Origin of the sequence: Bradyrhizobium sp. 41S5, assembly GCF_011516665.3 — a bacterium.
Lineage (GTDB): Bacteria > Pseudomonadota > Alphaproteobacteria > Rhizobiales > Xanthobacteraceae > Bradyrhizobium > Bradyrhizobium quebecense.
This window is the reverse complement of the sequence record NZ_CP083721.1, coordinates 119,492-139,629: the sequence shown is the minus strand read 5'-3', so window position 1 is coordinate 139,629 and position 20,138 is coordinate 119,492. Positions and strand designations below refer to the sequence as shown.

21 protein-coding genes are annotated in these 20,138 nt (G+C 64.8%); 6 read left to right on the top strand and 15 right to left on the bottom strand.

Going from position 1 to position 20,138, the window contains the following annotated elements; genetic code table 11:
- Nucleotides 1–77: 77 nt before the first annotated feature.
- Complete coding sequence (locus HAP47_RS00705) at nt 78–617, bottom strand: L,D-transpeptidase family protein (RefSeq protein WP_173639865.1); 540 nt, start codon at nt 615–617, stop codon at nt 78–80.
- A 242-nt stretch (nt 618–859) separates the two neighbouring features.
- On the opposite strand from HAP47_RS00705, the gene HAP47_RS00700 reads away from it, so the two are divergent.
- Entirely contained in the window at nt 860–1,546 is a 687-nt protein-coding gene (locus HAP47_RS00700) for a response regulator transcription factor (protein ID WP_016841446.1), read from the top strand.
- Nucleotides 1,547–1,603: 57 nt separating this feature from the next.
- Nucleotides 1,604–2,044 carry a cyclic nucleotide-binding domain-containing protein gene (locus HAP47_RS00695; protein ID WP_173639866.1) on the top strand — a complete coding sequence of 147 codons (441 nt, stop codon included), beginning with the start codon at nt 1,604–1,606 and terminating at the stop codon, nt 2,042–2,044.
- Between the two features lie 168 nt (nt 2,045–2,212).
- Here the strand turns inward: HAP47_RS00695 and HAP47_RS00690 are convergent, their stop codons facing one another.
- The 4 genes from HAP47_RS00690 to HAP47_RS00675 all read right to left on the bottom strand — a co-directional run bounded on the left by HAP47_RS00690 (nt 2,213) and on the right by HAP47_RS00675 (nt 7,819).
- A complete protein-coding gene (locus tag HAP47_RS00690; protein WP_173639867.1) occupies nt 2,213–3,028 on the bottom strand; it encodes an exodeoxyribonuclease III in 816 nt (271 codons plus the stop codon).
- A gap of 151 nt (nt 3,029–3,179) precedes the next feature.
- Nucleotides 3,180–3,992 carry an outer membrane lipoprotein carrier protein LolA gene (locus HAP47_RS00685; protein WP_173639868.1) on the bottom strand — a complete coding sequence of 271 codons (813 nt, stop codon included), beginning with the start codon at nt 3,990–3,992 and terminating at the stop codon, nt 3,180–3,182.
- 100 nt (nt 3,993–4,092) lie between these two features.
- Nucleotides 4,093–6,576: a DNA translocase FtsK gene (locus tag HAP47_RS00680; RefSeq protein WP_173639869.1), complete on the bottom strand. Its 2,484-nt coding sequence runs from the start codon at nt 6,574–6,576 to the stop codon at nt 4,093–4,095.
- A gap of 16 nt (nt 6,577–6,592) precedes the next feature.
- Entirely contained in the window at nt 6,593–7,819 is a 1,227-nt protein-coding gene (locus HAP47_RS00675) for an aminotransferase class I/II-fold pyridoxal phosphate-dependent enzyme (RefSeq protein ID WP_173639870.1), read from the bottom strand.
- A 193-nt stretch (nt 7,820–8,012) separates the two neighbouring features.
- On the opposite strand from HAP47_RS00675, the gene HAP47_RS00670 reads away from it, so the two are divergent.
- Complete coding sequence (locus tag HAP47_RS00670) at nt 8,013–8,486, top strand: NUDIX hydrolase (protein ID WP_173639871.1); 474 nt, start codon at nt 8,013–8,015, stop codon at nt 8,484–8,486.
- Between the two features lie 149 nt (nt 8,487–8,635).
- The gene (locus HAP47_RS00665; protein ID WP_173639872.1) at nt 8,636–9,409 is read left to right on the top strand and encodes a GGDEF domain-containing protein; all 774 of its coding nucleotides are present in this window, start codon (nt 8,636–8,638) and stop codon (nt 9,407–9,409) included.
- Nucleotides 9,410–9,606: 197 nt separating this feature from the next.
- Here the strand turns inward: HAP47_RS00665 and HAP47_RS00660 are convergent, their stop codons facing one another.
- The 8 genes from HAP47_RS00660 to HAP47_RS00625 all read right to left on the bottom strand — a co-directional run bounded on the left by HAP47_RS00660 (nt 9,607) and on the right by HAP47_RS00625 (nt 15,627).
- Nucleotides 9,607–10,011 (bottom strand): GFA family protein, encoded by a 405-nt coding sequence (locus HAP47_RS00660; RefSeq protein WP_173639873.1) that lies wholly within the window; start codon nt 10,009–10,011, stop codon nt 9,607–9,609.
- A gap of 198 nt (nt 10,012–10,209) precedes the next feature.
- Entirely contained in the window at nt 10,210–11,658 is a 1,449-nt protein-coding gene (locus HAP47_RS00655; RefSeq protein WP_173639874.1) for an ammonium transporter, read from the bottom strand.
- 39 nt (nt 11,659–11,697) lie between these two features.
- Nucleotides 11,698–12,036, bottom strand: a complete 339-nt coding sequence (locus tag HAP47_RS00650; RefSeq protein ID WP_029080945.1) for a P-II family nitrogen regulator — start codon at nt 12,034–12,036, stop codon at nt 11,698–11,700.
- Between the two features lie 316 nt (nt 12,037–12,352).
- On the bottom strand, nt 12,353–12,955 hold the full coding sequence (locus HAP47_RS00645; protein WP_173639875.1) for an ATP-dependent Clp protease proteolytic subunit: 603 nt from the start codon (nt 12,953–12,955) through the stop codon (nt 12,353–12,355).
- Nucleotides 12,956–13,010: 55 nt separating this feature from the next.
- Nucleotides 13,011–13,364 (bottom strand): SRPBCC family protein, encoded by a 354-nt coding sequence (locus HAP47_RS00640; protein WP_173639876.1) that lies wholly within the window; start codon nt 13,362–13,364, stop codon nt 13,011–13,013.
- Nucleotides 13,361–13,675, bottom strand: a complete 315-nt coding sequence (locus tag HAP47_RS00635) for an ArsR/SmtB family transcription factor (protein WP_092121114.1) — start codon at nt 13,673–13,675, stop codon at nt 13,361–13,363. Before HAP47_RS00635 ends, HAP47_RS00640 begins: the two co-directional genes overlap by 4 nt.
- 141 nt (nt 13,676–13,816) lie before the next feature.
- Complete coding sequence (locus HAP47_RS00630) at nt 13,817–15,133, bottom strand: ammonium transporter (protein ID WP_176396246.1); 1,317 nt, start codon at nt 15,131–15,133, stop codon at nt 13,817–13,819.
- Nucleotides 15,134–15,288: 155 nt separating this feature from the next.
- Nucleotides 15,289–15,627 carry a P-II family nitrogen regulator gene (locus tag HAP47_RS00625; RefSeq protein WP_092121117.1) on the bottom strand — a complete coding sequence of 113 codons (339 nt, stop codon included), beginning with the start codon at nt 15,625–15,627 and terminating at the stop codon, nt 15,289–15,291.
- A 307-nt stretch (nt 15,628–15,934) separates the two neighbouring features.
- Here HAP47_RS00625 and HAP47_RS00620 point away from each other — a divergent pair, with 307 nt between their 5' ends.
- Nucleotides 15,935–16,825: a DUF4339 domain-containing protein gene (locus tag HAP47_RS00620; RefSeq protein ID WP_173639877.1), complete on the top strand. Its 891-nt coding sequence runs from the start codon at nt 15,935–15,937 to the stop codon at nt 16,823–16,825.
- A gap of 3 nt (nt 16,826–16,828) precedes the next feature.
- On the opposite strand, the gene tesB is transcribed toward HAP47_RS00620, so the two are convergent.
- A complete protein-coding gene (gene tesB / locus HAP47_RS00615; RefSeq protein ID WP_173639878.1) occupies nt 16,829–17,689 on the bottom strand; it encodes an acyl-CoA thioesterase II in 861 nt (286 codons plus the stop codon).
- Nucleotides 17,690–17,921: 232 nt separating this feature from the next.
- Between tesB and HAP47_RS00610 the strand changes: the two genes are divergently transcribed.
- The gene (locus HAP47_RS00610; protein ID WP_173639879.1) at nt 17,922–19,142 is read left to right on the top strand and encodes a ubiquinone biosynthesis hydroxylase; all 1,221 of its coding nucleotides are present in this window, start codon (nt 17,922–17,924) and stop codon (nt 19,140–19,142) included.
- A gap of 68 nt (nt 19,143–19,210) precedes the next feature.
- On the opposite strand, the gene HAP47_RS00605 is transcribed toward HAP47_RS00610, so the two are convergent.
- Nucleotides 19,211–20,125 (bottom strand): alpha/beta hydrolase family protein, encoded by a 915-nt coding sequence (locus HAP47_RS00605; RefSeq protein WP_173639880.1) that lies wholly within the window; start codon nt 20,123–20,125, stop codon nt 19,211–19,213.
- Nucleotides 20,126–20,138: the final 13 nt, after the last annotated feature.

The following is a 20,138-nucleotide window of genomic DNA, read 5'->3' as shown; positions in this document are numbered from 1 at the left end:
TTCTGCGGCGAGCAATCTCAGCACAAACGCGTCGCGCTTGTCGCGTGGGAAAACCGATGCTCAGCTATTCGAGAATTTTACCCGATGATGATTCTGGTCTGCGGCGACATCCGCCGCAGCAGCCGCAGCATCGACGCCTTCGTCATCGAGACGCAGCCCGCGGTCGGGGCGAAATTCGGTCGCGCCAGATGCAGGAACACGGCGCTGCCGCGGCCGGCGATGCGCGGCGCGGCGTTGTGGTCGATCTCGACAATGAAGTCGTAGAGGTGGTCCTCGCGCGTCAGGCGGTCGCCGCCCTGCTCGCGGTCGAGCCTGACAGGCTGGTTGTAATGGCGATCGGCGGGGTCCTCGCACCAGGCGTCCTCGCGGCGGATCGGCCGCGCCGGCAGGAAGGTCACGGGGCGCCGGTGCCGGTCGGCGCGCCACCAGAGTTGCCGCGGATGGAAGATGCCGCGCGGCGTGCCGCCGTCGCCCTCGCGCTTGTTGGCGAGGATTCCGCCGCGTCCGAGTGCCACGGGAACGGTCCAGCCATCGGCCGTCAGCCAGCCCCGGCGCGGGTCGCCGGCGGCGCTTCGGACCTCGATGGCGGAGAGCGGGCGATCACGTTTCGCTGTCATATAAGTGATTGAAATAGCTGGTGTTCCCTTAAGAATCGTTCAAAACTGAACTTGCCTTGGACGGTTCGGTCATTCTATCTCCCGGCGTTACAGGACATTCACGTCCTGCCCAGCCGGATTTGAGGTAGACTGTATTGGCTTGTGAATCGGTAACGACGGCCTACCTGAGCACGTATCTAGCCGATGCTACGGCCATAAGCGCCCCTCGCTTCTGGCCGCCCCGCCCCCGAAGGATTGTACCTATGGCCAATGCCCGCAAGATCTTGATCGTGGATGACGATACCGATCTGCGCGATACGCTGGTCGAGCAGCTGTCCCTGCACGAGGAATTCGAAGCCTCCGCAGTCGACACCGGCGCCAAGGGCGCCACTGCCGCCAAAGCCAATTCTCCCGATCTGGTCCTGATGGATGTCGGCCTGCCCGACACCGACGGCCGTGAAGTGGTGCGCAGCCTGCGCAAGGGCGGCTTCAAGGCTCCGATCATCATGCTGACCGGCCACGACACCGATTCCGACACCATCCTTGGCCTGGAAAGCGGCGCCAACGACTATGTGGCCAAGCCGTTCCGTTTCGCGGTGCTGCTGGCCCGGATTCGGGCGCAGCTGCGCCAGCACGAGGCCAGCGAGGACGCGGTGTTCTCGGTCGGCCCCTACTCGTTCCGGCCCGGCTCAAAGATGCTCACCGGCGCCAATGCCCGCAAGGTGCGGCTGACCGAGAAGGAAACCGCGATCCTGCGCTTCCTCTACCGTGCCGGCCAGATGCCGGTGTCGCGCGAGACCCTGCTCCAGGAAGTCTGGGGCTACAATTCCGGCGTCACCACCCACACGCTGGAAACCCACATCTACCGCCTCCGCCAGAAGATCGAGAAGGACGCAGCCAATCCGGAAATCCTGGTGACGGAAGCCGGTGGCTACAAGCTGGTGCCGTGATACGCTTCGCGCTCAACGATTCGTGAAATCGAGGCGCACCGCGGTTACCGGCCCTGAATGTCGATCGATGATGACGTAGCCCTGCTTGAGCAGGTCCCGACGATGCGTCTGTTGGGCGATAGCTCCTTGCGCATGCTGGCGATCGGCTCCGAGCAACGCGATTTCAACGCAGGCGAAGTGCTGTTCAAGACCGGCGACACGGCCGATGCCGGCTATGTCGTGCAGCGCGGCACGTTCCGTGTCGAGGAAGGCGACGCCGAGATCATCGCCGGTCCCGGCGCGCTGATCGGCGAGCTGGCATTGATCGTCGCGATGAAACGGCCCGCGACCGCGACCGCGCTGGAGCGCGGCTCGGTGATCCGCGTCGCGCGTAGCCTGTTCCAGCGTGTGCTGGAAAGCGATCCGGCCGCGGCCCGCCGGCTACGCGACGAACTCGCGCTGCGCACCAGCCAGCTCGCGAGCGATATTTTGATCGCGGGCGGGAAGTTGAGTACGTAATTCCTCGTCGTCCCGGACAAGCGAGCATCGCGAACGCGATCCGGGACCCATGCGCCGCGGCCCATCTTTGGGAACAAGGGTCGATGGCTTTGCCGATTTCGGAGCCCTGTGGCTATGGGTCGCTGCTCCCCGTGCGCAATTGCGCACCAGGCAGGGACGACGGCGAGACTAAACCTCCATCACCGCCGTGACAGGCACATGATCCGACGGCCGCTCCCAGCCGCGGGCGTCGCGGGTGATCTTGAAGTCGCTGACCTGATCCTTCAGCGCACGCGAGACCCAGATGTGGTCGAGCCTGCGGCCGCGATCGCCGACGGTCCAGTCCGCGGCGCGATAGCTCCACCAGGTGTAGGCCTTTTCCGACATCGGGATCCGCTCGCGCGCGATGTCGAACCATTCGCCATGGGCCTGCGCCGCGAGCAGCTTCTCCGTTTCAACAGGCGTATGCGAGACCACCTTCAACAGCTGCTTGTGCGACCACACGTCGTTCTCATGCGGTGCGACGTTGAGGTCGCCGACCAGGATGTGGTGGTCGTCGCCGCGCGGATGCAGCGGCTCGCACGCCTTCATCTCGTCGAGGAATTGCAGCTTGTGCTCGAACTTCGGATTGAGCGCGGGATCGGGAATGTCGCCGCCGGCCGGCACGTAGAAATTATGCAGCACCAGCGGCTTTGAGAGCTGCGCCTTCTCGCCAAAGGACACCGAGATGTGCCGCGAGTCGATCTTGTCGCAGAACGTCCGGATGTCGGTCGTCTCGAACGGCAGGCGCGAGACGATGGCGACGCCGTGATAGCCCTTCTGCCCGTTCAGCGCGACGTGCTCATAGCCGAGCCGCTTGAAGCGCTTCAGCGGAAACGCATCGTCGATGCATTTGGTCTCCTGCAGGCACAGCACGTCCGGCCGCGCGCTCTTCAGGAATTTGGCGACGATGTCGATGCGCAGGCGCACCGAATTGATGTTCCAGGTGGTGACGGAGAACCGCATGAGAGGTGCGTCTTAGCACGGTTCTCGGCGCGCGTCGGTGCTTTGTCCACAACCAAGCGCCGTAGGATGGGTAGAGCGCAGCGAAACCCATCATCTCAATTCGCGGCACGAAGGTGATGGGTTTCGCTGCGCTCTACCCTACGCAAGATGGCTAGCCCGGCGATGAACCCGGATACGTCGTGAAGTCGATCTTGAACAGCCCCGGATCGGGCTTCTGCGTCGCGTCGAGATTGTAGACCGCAACTGTCGTGTCGTAGCCCTGCGGATCGGTGACGGTCCACTGCTTGAGCTTGCCGTCCTTGGCGCCGATCATCAGCAGGAAGCGGCTGGTGCCGACCAGCGCCTGCTTCTCCTCGATCGTGATGCTGACGAAAACGTCGTCGGCGGTGACGCTGACGACGTTGGTGTCCTTCATCAGGTCGATGCGGTCCGACAGCAGATAGCGCAGCGGGGTCTGCGACAGCGGATAGATGTCCTGGGTGGCGAGCCTGCGGTCGCGCACCGCGACCGACGAGCCGTCGGCGATCACCTCGATGGTGCTCGGGTTGTCGTATTCGAAGCGCAGCTTGCCGGGCTTCTGGATGTAGAAATCGCCCTTGGTCTTGGTGCCGTCGGGACCGACCTGGACGAAGTTCCCGACCAGCGTCTGCAGCGACGACAGATAGGCCGAGACCTTGGCGGCCTGCGCCTTCTGGTTGGCGTCGAAGGTCTGGAAGATGTTGGCGGGCACGTTGCGGCGCGGATCGGGAATCACCGGGTCCGGCGGTGCCTGGGTGGCGCCCGTGGTGGCCGGGCCCTTGTCCGCATTGCTCTGCGCGCCGGCGTCCCTGGCCTTCGGCGCAGACTTGGGCGCGGGCTTCGGCGTCGCCGGCGCATTCTGCGCAGTCGCGCCGCCGGCGATCGCGGCGGTGACGAGAAGAGCCAGCGCAGTGCGCGTGCCGCGGTCAATGAGATGTTTTGCCATCAGATATGTCAGGTCTCTGTTCGACGCTCGTCCCGCTTCGCCGGATTTTATCCCGCCTCTTCCGAGGGAGATATGGTTTTTCCGTGATGATCGTCCCCGATCAGAACTGGCCTTCTTCCTCCCCGACCAGGATTTCACGCTTTCCGGCGTGATTCGCCGGGCCGACGATGCCCTCAAGTTCCATCCGCTCCATCAGCGAGGCGGCGCGGTTGTAGCCGATCTGCAGCCGGCGCTGGATGTAGGAGGTCGACGCCTTGCGGTCGCGCTTGACGATCGCAACCGCCTGCGTGAACAGATCGCCGCCGCCGTCGCCACCCATGCCGGTGGCATCGAACACGGCGCCGTCCTCGTCGGTCGGCTCCTCCGCGGTGACGGCTTCGAGATATTCCGGCTGGCCTTGCGTCTTCAGGTGGCGCACCACCTTCTCGACTTCCTCGTCCGATGCGAACGGGCCGTGCACGCGGCTGATGCGGCCGCCGCCAGCCATGTAGAGCATGTCGCCCTGGCCGAGCAGCTGCTCGGCGCCCATCTCGCCGAGGATGGTGCGGCTGTCGATCTTCGACGTCACCTGGAAGGCGATGCGGGTCGGGAAGTTCGCCTTGATCGTGCCGGTGATGACGTCGACCGACGGACGCTGCGTGGCGAGGATCACGTGCAGGCCGGCGGCGCGCGCCATCTGCGCGAGGCGCTGCACCGCGCCTTCGATGTCCTTGCCGGCGACCATCATCAGGTCGGCCATTTCGTCGACGATGATGACGATGTAGGGCAGCGGCTCGAGGTCGAGCTTCTCTTCCTCGTAGATCGCCTTGCCGCTCTCCTTGTCGAAACCGGTGTGCACGGTGCGCGTCAGCTCTTCGCCCTTGGCCTTGGCTTCGACGAGGCGCGCATTGTAGCCGTCGATGTTGCGCACGCCGAGCTTGGCCATCCGCTTGTAGCGTTCTTCCATCTCGCGCACCGCCCATTTCAGCGCGACCACCGCCTTCTTCGGATCGGTGACGACGGGCGTCAAGAGATGCGGGATGCCGTCATAGACGGAGAGCTCGAGCATCTTCGGGTCGACCATGATCAGGCGGCACTGATCCGGACGCAACCGGTAGACCAGGCTCAGGATCATGGTGTTGATCGCGACCGATTTGCCGGAGCCGGTGGTGCCGGCGATCAGCATGTGCGGCGTGCGCGCGAGGTCGATGATCACAGGATCGCCGCCGATCGTCTTGCCGAGGCACAGCGGCAGCTTCGCAACCGAATCGACGCTTTCCTTCGCGACCAGCAGCTCGCGCAGGTAGACCTTTTCGCGATGCGCGTTCGGCAGTTCGATGCCGATCGCATTGCGGCCGGCGACCACGGCGACGCGGGCCGACAGCGCGCTCATCGAACGCGCGATGTCGTCGGACAATCCGATCACGCGCGACGATTTGATGCCGGGCGCGGGCTCCAGCTCGTACAGCGTGACCACCGGGCCCGGGTTGGCCTTGACGATCTCGCCACGCACGCCGAAATCCTGCAGCACGCCTTCGAGCGCGCGCGAATTGGCTTCGAGCTCGGCCTTGCTCAGCGGCTGGCGATCGCTCGCCTTCGGCGCGCTGAGCACCGAGACCGACGGCAGCTCGAACTTGTCGGAGTTCTTCTTCTTCGGCTTCGGCTCGGCCTTCTTGCGCGGGGCGCGGGCGACGGGAGCTTCCTCCTCGTCATCCTCTGCTTCCTCGTCGTCGAAAGCCTCGGCCTCGTCTTCGTCCTCATCATGGTCGTCAGCCGCGGGCGCGATCGATGGCGCCGATCGGCCGCCGCCGATATTGGGTTCCTGACGCTCGAACGCAGCGCTGCGGCCTTGCGATCCGCTCGACACCAGCGATTTGTAGGCGGTCGAGAACAGCCAGCCGAGCCGCGCTTTCGCGCTCATCAGCGCGTGGAACAGCCAGCCCAGCGAGACCGAGCTGCGGTCGTTGTCTTCGTCCTCGACGAACGGCTCGTCGTCGTCAGAGATCGGCGTCAGCTCCTCGTCCTGCTCCCTGGCGCCCCAACCGCAGGCGAACAGGAAGCTCGCGGCCATCGCGACAAACAGGATCAGGCCAAGCACGACGCGATAGATGAAGCCGGGCGGCCCGAACACGACGGCCGGCGTGCGCAGCAGCGCGTCGCCGACCACGCCGCCGAGCCCGGTCGGCAGCGGCCATGACGTATTGTGCGGCCAGCAGCTGGCGAAGCCCGCTGCGATCACCGTGCACAGGATCCAGCAGCCGAGCCGCAGCGCCTCGCGGTCGAACGGACGATGCGTCAGCATCCGCCAGCCCCAGACCGCGACCGGCAGCAGCAGCATGATGGCGCCGAGCCCGAGAATCTGCATCAGCAGGTCGGCGCCGATTGCGCCGGGATAGCCGAGCACGTTGCGGATCGCGCGCGAGGTGGCGTGGCTCAGCGACGGATCCTGCACCGACCAGGTCATCAGTGCGGCAGTGACGGCACCCGACAGCGCGATCAGGCCGAGCCCGGTGAGTTCGCGCAGCCGCCGCGCCAGCGCCTCGCGCAACGAGAGCGGCAGGTGGCCGACCAGGGGGATGACACGTTCGATCGCTGGCATACTCAATCTTCGCGCTTCGCGATTAACCCAGGGTTTCGACCAGGCGATGCATCGCCTCGGCCGTCGATTCACTGTCGGAGACCAGAGCAAGACGGATATAGCCCGCGCCCGGATTGGAACCGTCGTTCTGCTCGCGCGCCAAATAGCTGCCGGGAATCACGCGAACGCCGGCGTCGCGATAGAGCCTGACCGCCGCGGCCTCGTCGCCGCCGCGGTCGGAGACGTCGAGCCAGACGCAGAAGCCGCCGGCGGGACGCTTGTAGCCGTAGCGGTTGCCGAGGATCTGGTCGGCGAAATCGAACTTGATGCGATAGAGCCTGCGATTTTCCTCGACGTGCGCCTCGTCGCTATAGGCGGCGACCGCGACATGCTGCAGCGGCACCGGCACCTGCGGTGCGGCGACATTGCGCAGCTCGTGGAATGCAGCGAGGAATTTTCTGTCGCCCGCGGCGAAGCCGACCCGCATGCCCGGCAGGTTGGAGCGCTTCGACAGCGACTGGAACGCGACGACATTGCTGAAGTCGGGACCGGCGCATTCGAGAATGCTGCCCGGCGCCTCGCGGGTGTAGATCTCCGAATAGCACTCGTCGCTCAGGATGATGAAGCCGAAGCGATCGGCGAGCTCTTTCAGCCGCGCAAAATAAGCGCGCGAGGCGACCGAGCCTTGCGGATTGGCGGGCGAGGCGATGAAGAACGCCACGGTGCGCGCCAGCGTCGCCTCGTCGATCGCATCGAGATCGGGCAGAAAGCCGTTGGCGAGCGTGGTCGGCAGATAGATCTGCTCGCAGCCGGCCGCGCGGGCACCGGCGCCGTAGGCCGGATAGAACGGATTCGGCATCAGGATCGCCGGCCGGCCCTTGCGCGCGGCGACATAGCGCGATGCAGTGATGGCGGCAAAGAACAGCCCCTCGCGGCTGCCGTTCAACACCATCACCTCGCTCTCCGGATCGACCGGCCGCGGCAATTGGAACCGGCTCGATAGCCAGGTCGCGACCGCGCGGCGAAACGGCTCGATGCCCTTGGCTATCGGGTAACGGCCAAACTCGGCGGTGTGCTTTGCCAGCACCGGCCCGACGAAATCGGGCACCGGGTGCTGCGGTTCGCCTAACGACAGCGTAATCAAGGGCTTGGCTGGCTGATAGGGCGCCAGCAGCTCGGTTGTACGCAAGAACGGGGAACGCTCGGCCTGGCCGGCGGATGCGACATCGCCGGCGCCCTGCGCCAAGCCGGATGAGGCGGTCATTGCCATGGTTGAAATGCCAGCACTTTCACTGCGGTCGGAGGTGAGGGGGAGCCGACCGTAAACCGATCAAATCACCATAGATAGGGCGAGGTTAAGACGCGATTAACCATCGGCGGCGCGGCATGATCGGCCGGCGCGTGATATCAGCGCTCCCCTGAGAAGACCGCACTGAAAGACCGCAGCAAAATTGCACCGAGACATGATCCATCGCCGCGCCGTCAGGGCGCTCATCATCACGAGGGAACGCGACGTCCTGCTGATGCGGATTCGCCCGCTACACGGCGGCGACTGTTTCTGGATCGCGCCCGGCGGCGGTGTCGAGGACGGCGAGACGCCGGAAGCGACGCTGAAGCGGGAATTGGCCGAGGAATTGGGGTTGGTCGATTTCGAGCCCGGTCCCGCCGTCTGGCGGCGTCATCACATCTTCAACTGGGGCGGCCGGCGGATCTCCCAGAAGGAAGAATACCGGATCGTCCACACGGATCGCTTCGCGCCGGTGATGGCCGACAAGGCCGAGGCGAAGGTGCTCGATTGCTTCCGCTGGTGGCCGATCGCCGATCTATCCCGCGCGGAGGAGCGCCTCACGCCGCTGTCGCTGGCAGGCATCCTTGAGAGCTATCTGCGCGACGGCGCGCCGAGCGAACTGCCGGACGAGGAAGTCCTGATCGACTGAAAGGGCCTGGCGCACGCACGCTGTCAGGCATTCGAGTGATCCGCTTTACCCGCCATTAACGCCAGTGTCCCGCAACACGAATCCCTTCAGCAATTCGCAACACAGCACGACCGAATGATCCCGTGCATTGCGAGGATTTGCAGACGGACATGGCCATCAGGATCGAGACACACGGCGATGTTCTGCGCCGCACCGGCAAGGTGATGGTGATTGCCGCCGGCATGACCGCGGTGATGTCCTTCACCATCGGCATGCTGGTGTTCGGCCGCGATCTGGCCGCGCCGATCACGGTCGGTCAGATGCAGTTGTTCGGGCTCACCGCAGGCGTCCTTATCTCAATCGCGCTCAGCGGCGCGATGTCCTATCGCGCGGGCCTGTTGATGCTGGAGCTCGCGCATACCCGCCGCGAGCTCGCCCAGATCTCGCAGACCGACCAGCTGACCGGTCTGTTGAACCGCCGTGGCTTCGACACTGAGGCCGCCGCCGCGCTCGACCAGGCGCAGGCGGACGGCGCGTCGGTGGCGGTCCTGATGTGCGACATCGATCATTTCAAGTCGATCAACGACCGCTACGGACATGAGATCGGCGACAGAGTGCTGGTCGAGATCGCCGACGTGTTGCGCCAGTTCGAGATCCGGCACGGCGCGCTGGTCGCCCGCTACGGCGGCGAGGAATTCGCAGTTGTGGTGACCGGCCTGAGCCACGAGCAGACGGCGCACGGCGCCGAGGAAATCCGCCGCGATTGCGCGGCGCGCACGATCCTCGACGGCGCGACCCAGCTGCCGGTGACGATCAGCATCGGTTTCACCTTGAAGGACTCCGGCTTCGATCTCGGCAATTTGATGCGAACCGCCGACCAGGCGCTCTACGCCGCCAAGCGCCATGGCCGCGACCGCGTCGAGCACGCGCGCGACGCGGCGTGAGCTTGTCGGCGTATGCGCGGCGCGCCGGCGAACTGCGGTCTTTATCCTCTCCTTCCCGCTGAAAGGGGGAAGTTCGGGATGGGGGTCAACCGCAGGCAACGGTGCGTGCGGAGCGAGCAGATCCCTACCCGCTTTGCTCTGACGAGCAAAGCGACCTCCCCTTTTCAAGGGGAGGTTTGAGCCGCACGGTATGAAGTCTACCGCGCCGGCAGCTTCTCGAACGACGGCTTGCCGTCGGGGACATGGTGGAAGGTCTGTTTGTCGCAGGTGTAGATCGTCATCTGCGGGGTGAACACGCTGGGGTCGTCGAACGTGCCGACCTTCAGGATCGTGGCGGGCAGGCCCGGCACCTTGGTCACCAGATGGGTGCCGCATTCCGGGCAGAATTCGCGCGTCACGGCGCGTTCGAGGTCCTTCCGGGTGAACTGCTTGGGTTGGCTGGCGGTGTATTTGAAGCCGGTGGTCGGCATCGCCATGAACATGTTCGGTCCGCCGCCCGTGATGTACTGGCATTCGCGGCACAGGCATTGCGCCGCCATCATTGGTTCGCCTTCGGCCTCATAGCGCACGCTGCCGCAATAGCACCTGCCCTGCACCTTCATGACGTCCTCCCGTTTTCTTGTCTGTCGCCTGTTATTCCACGATAGCAGGCAATTCCGGCAATATTTTCTCGAGCTGCAGGAAAAAGAAAGGGGCTCCAACTTGCGCTGGAGCCCCTCAACGGTCCGGACATTGCCGGGTATGTGCCCGGACCGTAGTTCTGGGAACGACCGCTTGGGGAGGTCGCGCCCCGGGAGAACTCACATGTTGTAGGCGCGCTCCGTGTGCTCGGTGATGTCGAGGCCTTCACGCTCGGTCTCGACGTTGGCACGCAGGCCGACGATCACGTCCACGATCTTGTAGAGGATCGCAGAGCCGATGCCCGACCACACCAGCGTGGTGCAGACGCCCCAGACCTGCGAGGTCATCTGCGCCACGAAGTCGTAATCGGCAACCTTCGGCGGGATCGCGGTGTAGTCGATGATGCCGGCACCGCCGAGCGCCGGGTTGACCAGGATGCCGGTGCCGAGCGCACCGATGATGCCGCCGACGCAGTGGACGCCGAACACATCGAGCGAGTCGTCATAGCCGAGCGCGTTCTTCACGACCGTGCAGAAGAACAGGCAGACCACGCCAACCACGAGGCCGAGCACGATGGCACCCATCGGACCGGCGTAACCGGCCGCAGGCGTCACCGCGACGAGGCCCGCGACCGCGCCCGAGAGCGCGCCGAGCAGCGAGGGATGGCCCTTGATGATCCATTCCGCGAACATCCAGGCCAGCGCCGCCGCGGCCGTGGCCACGAAGGAGTTGGTCATGGCGAGCGCAGCGCCGCCATTGGCTTCGAGGTTCGAACCAGCGTTGAAGCCGAACCAGCCGACCCAGAGCAGCGAGGCGCCGATCATGGTCATGGTCAGCGAGTGCGGAGCCATCAGCTCCTTGCCGTAGCCGGTGCGCTTGCCGATCAGGAGCGCGCCGACGAGGCCGGCGATGCCCGCGTTGATGTGCACGACGGTGCCGCCGGCGAAGTCGATCGCACCCTTCTTGAAGATCCAGCCGGCATCGGCGTTGATCTCGTCGAGCTTGGCCTGCGCCGCGGTCTTTGCTGCACCGTCAGCCGCAGCGGCGAGCGCCTTGGCGGCATCCTGGATCGCGTCCGGGCCCGGCCAGTACCAGACCATGTGCGCGATCGGGAAGTAGATCACGGTGACCCAGATCGGGATGAACAGCGCGATCGCCGCGAACTTCATGCGCTCGGCAAAGGCGCCGACGATGAGGGCTGGCGTGATCGCCGCGAAGGTCATCTGGAAGCACATATAGACGAGCTCCGAGATGTTGGCGTCGACCGAGAAGGTCGCAGCCTTGGAGTCCGGCGTGACGCCCATCAGGAAGGCCTTGGAGAAGCCGCCGATGAAGTCGGAGCCGCCGGTGAAGGCGAGGCTGTAGCCGTAGAGGGCCCAGAGCACGGTGACGATGCAGACGGTGTAGAACACCTGTGCCAGCACCGAGAGCATGTTCTTGGAGCGGACGAGACCGCCATAGAACAGCGCGAGGCCCGGGATGGTCATCAACAGCACCAGCACCGTCGATGTCAGCATCCAGGCGTTGTCGCCCTTGTTGACGGTTGGCTCGGCGTAGGCGGCGGTTGCGGCAAAGAGGCCGACTGCGAGGGCCGCCAATCCCGCGCCATAGGGACGCTTGAACGTCATGTTATTTCACTCCTGAGGTCTTAAAGGTTGAGCGCGAAATCAGAGGGCCGCGGCATCGGCCTCGCCGGTGCGGATGCGCACGGCGTGCTCGAGGCTGATGACGAAGATCTTGCCGTCGCCAATCTGTCCGGTCTTGGCGGCGGAGGTGATGGCGTCGATGGTCTTGTCGACCTGATCGGAGGCGACTGCGACCTCGATCTTGATCTTGGGCAGGAAGCTCACCGCATATTCGGCGCCGCGATAGATTTCCGTATGGCCCTTCTGGCGGCCGTACCCCTTGACTTCCGTCACCGTGAGACCGTGAACGCCAATGGCGGTCAGGGCGTCACGGACCTCTTCCAGCTTGAATGGCTTAATGATCGCCATAACAATTTTCATGAGTCCTATCCCCGCTTGGGCCCGGTGCGAACGAACACCGGGAGTTTCGACTGAGGTTCACCACGCGGAAGACATCCACTACGCGGGCACAGCCGGGACCCTTAGAATCAAATGCCGTGCCAAACGGCTCGGGTTCGCTAATGGATTATGAATCCGGACCTTTTCCCGCATTGCGGGAGCCGGCTGCTGCTGCGCTATTCCGTCGCGCCTAAAATCTAATCAGATTGGCCTAATTCATGAGCAAGCCAGGGTCTGGACACAATTCTGCTCAGTCGCGGTGCAGGCGCCGGTATTTGGGTAAAGCAGTGCCGGGCCATTAGGCGGCGTCGCGCGCTGCAAAAACCCTGTCGATCAGTCCCCATTCGAGCGCCTGCTCCGCCGACATGAAGTGATCGCGGTCCAGGGTCCGTTCCACGTCCGCCTCGGTGCGCCGGCAATGCTGCGCATAAAGCCGGATGATGCGCCGCTTGGTCGCCTGCATCTCGGCGGCATGGATCTGGATGTCGGACGCCTGGCCCTGGAAGCCGCCCAGCGGCTGATGCACATGGAGGCTGGCATTCGGGAGCGCGGCGCGATGACCGGGCTCGCCGGCCATGAGCAGGAACGACCCCATGGAGCGCGCGGTGCCCATGCACAGCGTGTGCACCGGCGCCTTGATGAACTGCATGGTGTCGTACATCGCAAGCCCGCTGGTGATCACGCCGCCATAGGAATTGATGTAGAGGTTGATCGGCTTGTTCGGGTTGTCAGCCTCGAGGAACAGAAGCTGCGCGCAGACCAGTCCGGACATCGCATCATTGACCTCGCCGTTGAGGAAAATGATGCGTTCGCGCAGCAGCCTGGAATAGATATCGAAGGACCGCTCGCCGCGGGACGACTGCTCGACGACCATCGGGACGAGTTGCATCATGTCGCGCATCGGCGACCTCCATGTCTGCAGGTGATTGAGACTTAGCGGGTGATAACGTGCGGGATCAGGCCGCGCGCATCAGCATGCGGCTGTTGCTGTTGGCCGCTTGCGGCTGGTTTGCGCGCTCGTCGCAGGCTTCCTGGATGATGCGAAACCGGGTGCCGCCGGCCTCATTCGGCTCGATCCGGAAGGTGACATGACTCTCGCGAAACGGCGGCTCGGAATCGCGGAGCCGGTAACGCACCTCTTCGCCCGCGATCGATGATTCCGGCGCAGCGCCGGCGAGATCGCAATCCGGAAGCCAGCGTTCGCGCAAGGCTGGAATGGTAACGGCGCGCCATACTTTGTCAGGCGGTGCGTCGAGATCGTATTCGATCACCAAGGCTGCGTCGGCGTCAGGCTCAACCGTGTCGCTCATTGATCCATGTCCTTCAAGAGGTCGGAGAGCGCTTCGATGCGCTTCGGCCAATAGGCACGGTAGCGGGCGAGCCAGGTCCCGATGCTGGCGATCCCGTCCGGGTCGACTTCGTAATTGACGAAACGGCCCTGCCGCTGCTCGCGCACCAGTCCAGCCGCGCGCAGCACGGCCAGATGCTGCGACATCGCCGGCTGGCTGATCTCAAGCCCGTCGCGCAAGGCACTGGCGTTCAGGCTGCCGCCGGCCAGTTTCTCGAAGACCCTGCGGCGGGTCGGATCGGCCAGCGCCTTGAAGATATCGGTATCGACCATGCCAACACATAAGCATACACTTATGTGTCGTGCAAGCGTGAACTCTACGCGCGCCGTGCGGCGTGAGATCGCGGCGCCCGGTTCCTTTGCATGGGGTTGTTTTGCGAGTTTGCCCTCGCGGCGCCCCCATGACCTCGGCCGCTACTGCAGCGCCTCGCCGTGCTGCGATATGTCGAGGCCCTCCAGCTCTTGCTGCATCGAGACCCGCAAGGGGACGAAGGCCGAGACCAGCTTGAGCAGCACGAAGGTGACGCCGCCGCACCAGAGCGCCGTAACGACGACGCCGTAGAGCTGGATCAGCAGCTGCTGCGGATTGCCTTCGAACAGGCCGGAGGTGCCGCCGATTGCTGCGGTGGCGAAAACGCCCGCGAGCAGCGTGCCGGTCAAGCCGCCGATGCCGTGCACGCCGAACACGTCGAGCGAGTCGTCGTACTGGAAGCGATGCTTCAGCCAGGTACAAGCCCAGAAGCAGACCAGGCCGGCAATGATGCCGATGATGATGCCGTGCCACGGCGCGACGAAACCGGATGCCGGGGTGATGGTGCCGAGCCCTGCGACCGCGCCCGAGATCATGCCGAGCACCGACGGCTTGCGGCGCGTTGCCCATTCGATCGCGCCCCAGGTCAGCGCGCCGGCGCAGGCGGCAAGATGGGTGGCGGTGATCGCCATCACTGCGCGCGAATTGGCCGCCAGCGCCGAGCCGCCGTTGAAGCCGAACCAGCCGACCCAGAGCAGGCCGGTGCCGACCACGGCGAGCGACAGGTCGAACGGCGACAAATTCTCGCTGCCGTAGCCGTGCCGGTTGCCCATCACCTTGGCCGCGACCAGGCCGCTGATGCCGGCGGACAGATGCACGACGAGGCCGCCGGCGAAGTCCATCACGCCCATCGAGGCGAGGAAGCCGCCGCCCCACACCCAATGCGCCAGCGGCACATAGGCGAAGATGAACCAGCCGATCGAGAACAGCACATAGGCGGAGAACCGCATGCGGTCGGCGACCGAGCCGGCAACCAGCGCCACCGTGATGATCGCAAACGTCATCTGGTACAGCATGAACAGCGCTTCCGGGATGGTCTTTGCCGCCGGATTGACGCTGTCCATCGTGATGCCTGCGAGGAACCAGCTGTCGAGCGAGCCGAGCCATGGACCGTTGCCGACAAAGGTCAGCGAATAGCCGAAGGTGACCCAGAGGATCGAGATCAGCGCAACGGCCGTGAGGCTCTGCGCCATCGTCGCCAGTACATTCTTCTTCCGCACCATGCCGGAGTAGAACAGCGCGAGCCCCGGTATCGTCATCATCAGCACCAGCGCGGTGGCGATCATCATCCAGGCGGTGTCGGCGGCGTTGATGCCGGAGGCGCTGGAGTCTTGCGCGAAGGCCGGCGTACTCCACGAGAGCAGGATTGCAGCAGTGTTCGGCGCAGCTGATATCGCTGCACGAAGAGCTCGTGCCCCCATCATCATTCCCCGGCGTGTCGTGGTTTCTTGGTGTGGATTTCGGCGTGCACCGGCGTCGTTGCCGGCGATGATCTCGAACTTTTCTTGCGCATGATTTTTCCGGAAAACCGGCTTCCACTTTTCCGGGTCAAGCTCCAGGACTCATGCTTCAAGTCTCAAAGCGCGTCGTTGTCGGTCTCGCCGGTGCGGATGCGCAGCGCGTGGTCGATCGGCGTCACGAAGATCTTGCCGTCGCCGATCTGGCCGGTGCGGGCGTGCTCGGTGATGACGCTGACCGCCTTGTCGGCGAGCGCGGTGTCGACGGCGATCTCGATCCTGAGCTTGGGCAGGAAATTCACGACATATTCGGCGCCGCGATAGATCTCGGTGTGGCCCTTCTGGCGGCCATAGCCCTTCACCTCGGTCACTGTCATGCCGTGAACGCCGATCGCGGTCAGGGCCTGGCGTACCTCATCGAGCTTGAACGGTTTGATGATCGCGACGACGAGTTTCATGGTTCAGGCCTTCATTTCCTTGAGGTTTTCCGTGTGCGCCCATCCCCGGAGCGCGGCACTTGCCATCTCCGAGCCTGCATGTCCCGCCACCGGAGCGACGATTTGCCGTCCGCCAAATCTGGCAGCTTTCTGGGCAAATGGCATAAAAAAGTTGCAGGTTGAAGGGGAAAACGTGCGCAGCGCGTGAACTCCGTCACTGTACGGGACGACAACCGTCGGCCAGAATATGGCTTTCCCGCCCCGGCCAGCGCTCCCGCTGGCTCATTCTCGCCACAGCGCGTGCACCCGCGCCCCGAGGAACAATAAAATGTCGAATCGAAACTGGTTTTATGCATCTGAAGGCCAGCAAAAGGGCCCCCTGCCTGAAGCTCAGCTCCGCGACCTGATCACCCGTGGCATGGTGGGCGCCGATACCCTGGTGTGGACCGAGGGCATGGCCGGCTGGCAGAAGGCGGGGGAGATTCCAGGCCTTGTTCCGAGCGCGGGCGCGCCGCCGGCGTTTCCGCAGGCCGGCGGACCGCCGCCGGTGGCCGCGTCGGCAAGCTATAGCGGCGGCGCGCTGTCCGCCGACTTCCCGATCTGGGGCCTGTTCGGACGCAGCTTGCTGATGTTCATCGGCCAGATCTTCGTCATCCCCGCGCCGTGGACCGCGACCGGCCTGTACCGCTTCGCGATTCCCTATATCCGCGTACCGGGCCGGCCGCATCTCGGCTTCACCGGGCAGCCGCTCGACATCTGGTACGTCTTCATCGTGCTCGGTCTCCTGACCTATGCCGGAGCGGCCAACAGCAACATCGTCACGCTGCTCTCGCTGCTGCTGCAGGGCTTCCTGAGCTGGATGATCGTTCGCTGGATCTTCAGCCGCCTCAGCTCGAGCGGCCAGGAGCTGCCGATCTCGTTCAACGGCAGCCCGGCGGTCTATGTCGGCTGGTACGTGCTGATGGTGATCGCGGCCATCACCATCATCGGCTGGGCCTGGGTGATGACGGCGTGGTTGCGCTGGATCTGCCGCAACGTCGAAGGCACGCGCCGCGAGGTCACCTTCAACGCCTCGGGCCTCGAGGTGCTGTGGCGAACCATCGTGTTCTCGGTCGGCTGCGCTTTTCTGATCCCGATTCCGTGGGTGCTGCGCTGGTACGCCAACTGGTTCATCTCGCAATTCGCGCTGACCGAGCGCGGCGCCTACGCGGGCAGCTAAGGATTACTTGCGTTCGCGCACCGAACCTTCTTGCGCGACGGACGCCACCAGCGTGCCGTCGGGCTTGAAGATCTGGCCGCGGGTCAGGCCGCGGCCTGACTGCGCGCTCGGCGAATCCTGCGCGTAGAGCAGCCATTCGTCGGCGCGGAACGGGCGGTGAAACCACATCGCGTGATCGAGGCTCGCCGGCATCATGCGCCGGTCGAACAGCGTGCGGCCGTAACGTGCCATCACCGCATCGAGCAGCGAGAAATCCGACGCATAGGCGAGCGCGCACAGATGCAGCGCCGGATCGTCGGGCAATTTCGCCGCGGTGCGGATCCAGACATGGATGCGGCCATCCTCGATCTGCTGACCGAAATAGCGACCGAGCTCGACCGGACGCAGCTCGATCGGCCGGTCGCTCTCATAGTAGCGGCGGATGAACACCGGCATTTCCTTGAACATCGGCTGCTTCGACACTTCCTCCGCGGTCAGCTTCTCCGGCGGCGGCACGTCGGGTATCTTCTCCTGATGATTGAAGTTGCTCTCTTCCTCGGCGTGGAACGAGACCATGATGGAGAAGATCGCGTTGCCGTGCTGGATCGCGGTGACGCGGCGGGTGGTGTAGCTCTTGCCGTCGCGCAGCCGCTCGACCTGGTAGATGATCGGGATCTGCGGATCGCCCGGCAGGATGAAATAGCAATGGATCGAATGCGGCAGCCGGCCCTCGACGGTGCGGCAGGCCGCGACCATCGCCTGGCCGATCACCTGGCCGCCGAACACGCGCTGCCAGCTGGTCTTCGGGCTGTTGCCGCGGAACAAATTCACCTCGAGCTGCTCGAGATCGAGGATGGACAACAGGTCGATCAGGCTCTTGGACATGAGGGGTGCGTCCTGAATGGGTTAAATGCCGTCATTCCGGGGCTCGCGAAGCGAGAGCCCGGAATCCATTCATCCACGGAAGATGCGGCCTGATGGATTCCGGGTTCGCGCGTTGCGCGCCCCGGAATGACGACGGGGCTGATTAGCCGCTCTTGTTTCTGTCCCCTGTTTCGCCCAGCTATTATCAGGTAGCAAGTACAGTCTGAGAGCGCAGGGCGCGTAAAGGAACGGCATGCCGGCACAGCGAAGTATTGTCATCTGCGGGGGCGCTTTTGCGGGTCTGGCGCTGGCCGTGGCGTTGCGCCAGGGGCTGGGGCCGGACATTCCGGTCATCGTGGCCGATCCGGCGCTGAGCCAGCGCCCGAGCCGCGATCCGCGCGCGACCGCGATCGTGGCGGCCTGCCGGCGGCTGTTCGAGACCCTCGGCGTCTGGGGGCAGGTGGCGCCGACGGCGCAGCCGATCACCGACATGGTCGTGACCGATTCCAAGCTGGAGGACGCCACGCGTCCGGTGTTCCTGACCTTCGCCGGCAATGTCGAGCCCGGCGAGCCGTTCGCCCATATGGTCGAGAACCGCTATCTGATCGATGCGCTCGCAACCCGCGCCGAGGCCGAGGGCGTCGAGTTGCGCGCCACGGCGGTGTCGAGTTTCGACTCGCGGCCCGACGGCGTCAGCGTGCGGCTGGCCGACGGCACCGAGATCGATGCGAGCCTGCTGGTCGCCGCCGACGGCGCGCGATCGAAGCTACGCGAGCGCGCCGGGATTGCGACCCATGGCTGGGACTATGACCAATCCGGCATCGTGGTCACCGTCGGGCATGAGCGCGAACATCACGGCCGCGCCGAGGAGCATTTCCTGCCCGCCGGTCCGTTCGCGATCCTGCCGCTGACCGGCAATCGCTCATCGCTGGTGTGGACCGAGACACGCAAGGACGCCGCGCGCATCACGGCGCTGAGCGAGGACGAGTTCCACGCGGAGCTCGAGCAGCGTTTTGGTTTGCACCTCGGTGAGATCAAGGCGCTCGACAAGCCGCGCGCGTTCCCGCTCGGCTATTTCGTCGCGCGCTCGTTCATCGCCGAACGGCTGGCGCTGATCGGCGACGCCGCGCATGTGATCCATCCGATCGCAGGACAAGGGCTCAACATGGGCCTGAAGGATGTCGCGGCGCTTGCCGAGGTGGTCGTCGATGCGGCGCGGCTCGGCATGGACCTCGGACAGGCCGACGTGCTGGAGCGCTATCAGCGCTGGCGGCGCTTCGATACGATGGCGATGGGCGTTGCCACCAACTCGCTGAACTTCCTGTTCTCCAACGAATCGACGCTGCTGCGCACCGTGCGCGACATCGGCTTGGGCCTCGTCGATCGCGCGCCGCCGTTGAAGGGCATGTTCATCCGCCAGGCGGCGGGATTGTCGGGCGAAGTGCCGCGGCTGCTGAAGGGCGAGGCGCTGTAGGTCGCGAACGGCGAACGGGGAGTAGCGAATGGGGGAAATCTATTCGCTATTCGCCACTCACTATTCGCCTAGTGCTGCCCGATGAAGCCAGCCACCGCGTCGATCAGGTCGGGGTCGAGTGGCCGCTCCGGCTCGTTGTAGCTTGCCATGTCGTCCGCCGCGTCGGTGACGTCGACCAGCAGGTGGTTCATCTCCGGCAGCCACAGTGATTTGGCCGCAAAGTCGGCGGTGGTGAGCGCGAGGAAGTCGATCCGCGCCAGCTGATGGTCGCGGCCGCCCGCGACGATGAGCGTTGGCCCTGTGATCTTCTTCATCGGATCGATCGGATCCTCGGTAAAGGCAGACGCGATGGCGGGCTGCATCGCAGGCGCGATCGCCAGCCCCGCCGGCGGCGGGTTGACGATCTGCCCGGCCATGATGTCGTCGATGGCCTTTCCGATCGGCGCGAATTTGTCCGGCGGCAGCTGCTTTTCGAGCTGCACCTTCAACAGGTCGCCCTGCTTGCGCGCCGCGGTTGCCAGCAGCACCAGCCGGTCGACCGGCACGCGCTGTGCGGCCAGGATCGCGACCAGGCCGCCCTCGCTGTGCCCGACCACCGCAACATGAGCGAACTTGCCGCTGCCGCGCAGATACTCGATCAGTGCCGCCGCATCGCCGACATAGTCCTTGAAGCGAAAGTCCTCCGGACGGCCGAACTCCTTCTTCCACTCGCCGGCGCCGCGCTTGTCGTAGCGCAGCGTCGCGATACCGCGTGCGACCAGCTGCTCGGAGAGTTTCTTCAATGTCGCCGGCTTGAGCTGGGGCCCGTTGCCGTCATGATCGGTCGAGCCGGAGCCGGCGATCAGCAGCGCCACCGGCGGTTTTGCGATGTCGGGCGGCACCGTCAGCACCGCGTCAATGGCGCCGATGCGCAGCCTGCTCTCGTCGGCCGCCGCGCTCGCCACCGAGACGAGCAGCAGCAGCCATGTGACGAGGGCGCGCATATGGGCCTCTTAT

Excerpts from the sequence above, each read along its gene's own strand:
- HAP47_RS00660 (WP_173639873.1), bottom strand. The coding sequence starts at position 10,011 with ATGAAGGTGCAGGGCAGGTGCTATTGCGGCAGCGTGCGCTATGAGGCC.
- HAP47_RS00695 (WP_173639866.1), top strand. The coding sequence starts at position 1,604 with ATGTCGATCGATGATGACGTAGCCCTGCTTGAGCAGGTCCCGACGATG.
- HAP47_RS00670 (WP_173639871.1), top strand. The coding sequence starts at position 8,013 with ATGATCCATCGCCGCGCCGTCAGGGCGCTCATCATCACGAGGGAACGC.
- HAP47_RS00645 (WP_173639875.1), bottom strand. The coding sequence starts at position 12,955 with ATGCGCGACATGATGCAACTCGTCCCGATGGTCGTCGAGCAGTCGTCC.
- HAP47_RS00665 (WP_173639872.1), top strand. The coding sequence starts at position 8,636 with ATGGCCATCAGGATCGAGACACACGGCGATGTTCTGCGCCGCACCGGC.
- HAP47_RS00705 (WP_173639865.1), bottom strand. The coding sequence starts at position 617 with ATGACAGCGAAACGTGATCGCCCGCTCTCCGCCATCGAGGTCCGAAGC.
- HAP47_RS00690 (WP_173639867.1), bottom strand. The coding sequence starts at position 3,028 with ATGCGGTTCTCCGTCACCACCTGGAACATCAATTCGGTGCGCCTGCGC.
- HAP47_RS00620 (WP_173639877.1), top strand. The coding sequence starts at position 15,935 with ATGTCGAATCGAAACTGGTTTTATGCATCTGAAGGCCAGCAAAAGGGC.
- HAP47_RS00650 (WP_029080945.1), bottom strand. The coding sequence starts at position 12,036 with ATGAAAATTGTTATGGCGATCATTAAGCCATTCAAGCTGGAAGAGGTC.
- HAP47_RS00685 (WP_173639868.1), bottom strand. The coding sequence starts at position 3,992 with ATGGCAAAACATCTCATTGACCGCGGCACGCGCACTGCGCTGGCTCTT.
- HAP47_RS00675 (WP_173639870.1), bottom strand. The coding sequence starts at position 7,819 with ATGGCAATGACCGCCTCATCCGGCTTGGCGCAGGGCGCCGGCGATGTC.
- HAP47_RS00700 (WP_016841446.1), top strand. The coding sequence starts at position 860 with ATGGCCAATGCCCGCAAGATCTTGATCGTGGATGACGATACCGATCTG.
- HAP47_RS00640 (WP_173639876.1), bottom strand. The coding sequence starts at position 13,364 with ATGAGCGACACGGTTGAGCCTGACGCCGACGCAGCCTTGGTGATCGAA.
- HAP47_RS00655 (WP_173639874.1), bottom strand. The coding sequence starts at position 11,658 with ATGACGTTCAAGCGTCCCTATGGCGCGGGATTGGCGGCCCTCGCAGTC.
- HAP47_RS00625 (WP_092121117.1), bottom strand. The coding sequence starts at position 15,627 with ATGAAACTCGTCGTCGCGATCATCAAACCGTTCAAGCTCGATGAGGTA.
- tesB (WP_173639878.1), bottom strand. The coding sequence starts at position 17,689 with ATGTCCAAGAGCCTGATCGACCTGTTGTCCATCCTCGATCTCGAGCAG.
- HAP47_RS00605 (WP_173639880.1), bottom strand. The coding sequence starts at position 20,125 with ATGCGCGCCCTCGTCACATGGCTGCTGCTGCTCGTCTCGGTGGCGAGC.
- HAP47_RS00630 (WP_176396246.1), bottom strand. The coding sequence starts at position 15,133 with ATGGGGGCACGAGCTCTTCGTGCAGCGATATCAGCTGCGCCGAACACT.
- HAP47_RS00635 (WP_092121114.1), bottom strand. The coding sequence starts at position 13,675 with ATGGTCGATACCGATATCTTCAAGGCGCTGGCCGATCCGACCCGCCGC.
- HAP47_RS00610 (WP_173639879.1), top strand. The coding sequence starts at position 17,922 with ATGCCGGCACAGCGAAGTATTGTCATCTGCGGGGGCGCTTTTGCGGGT.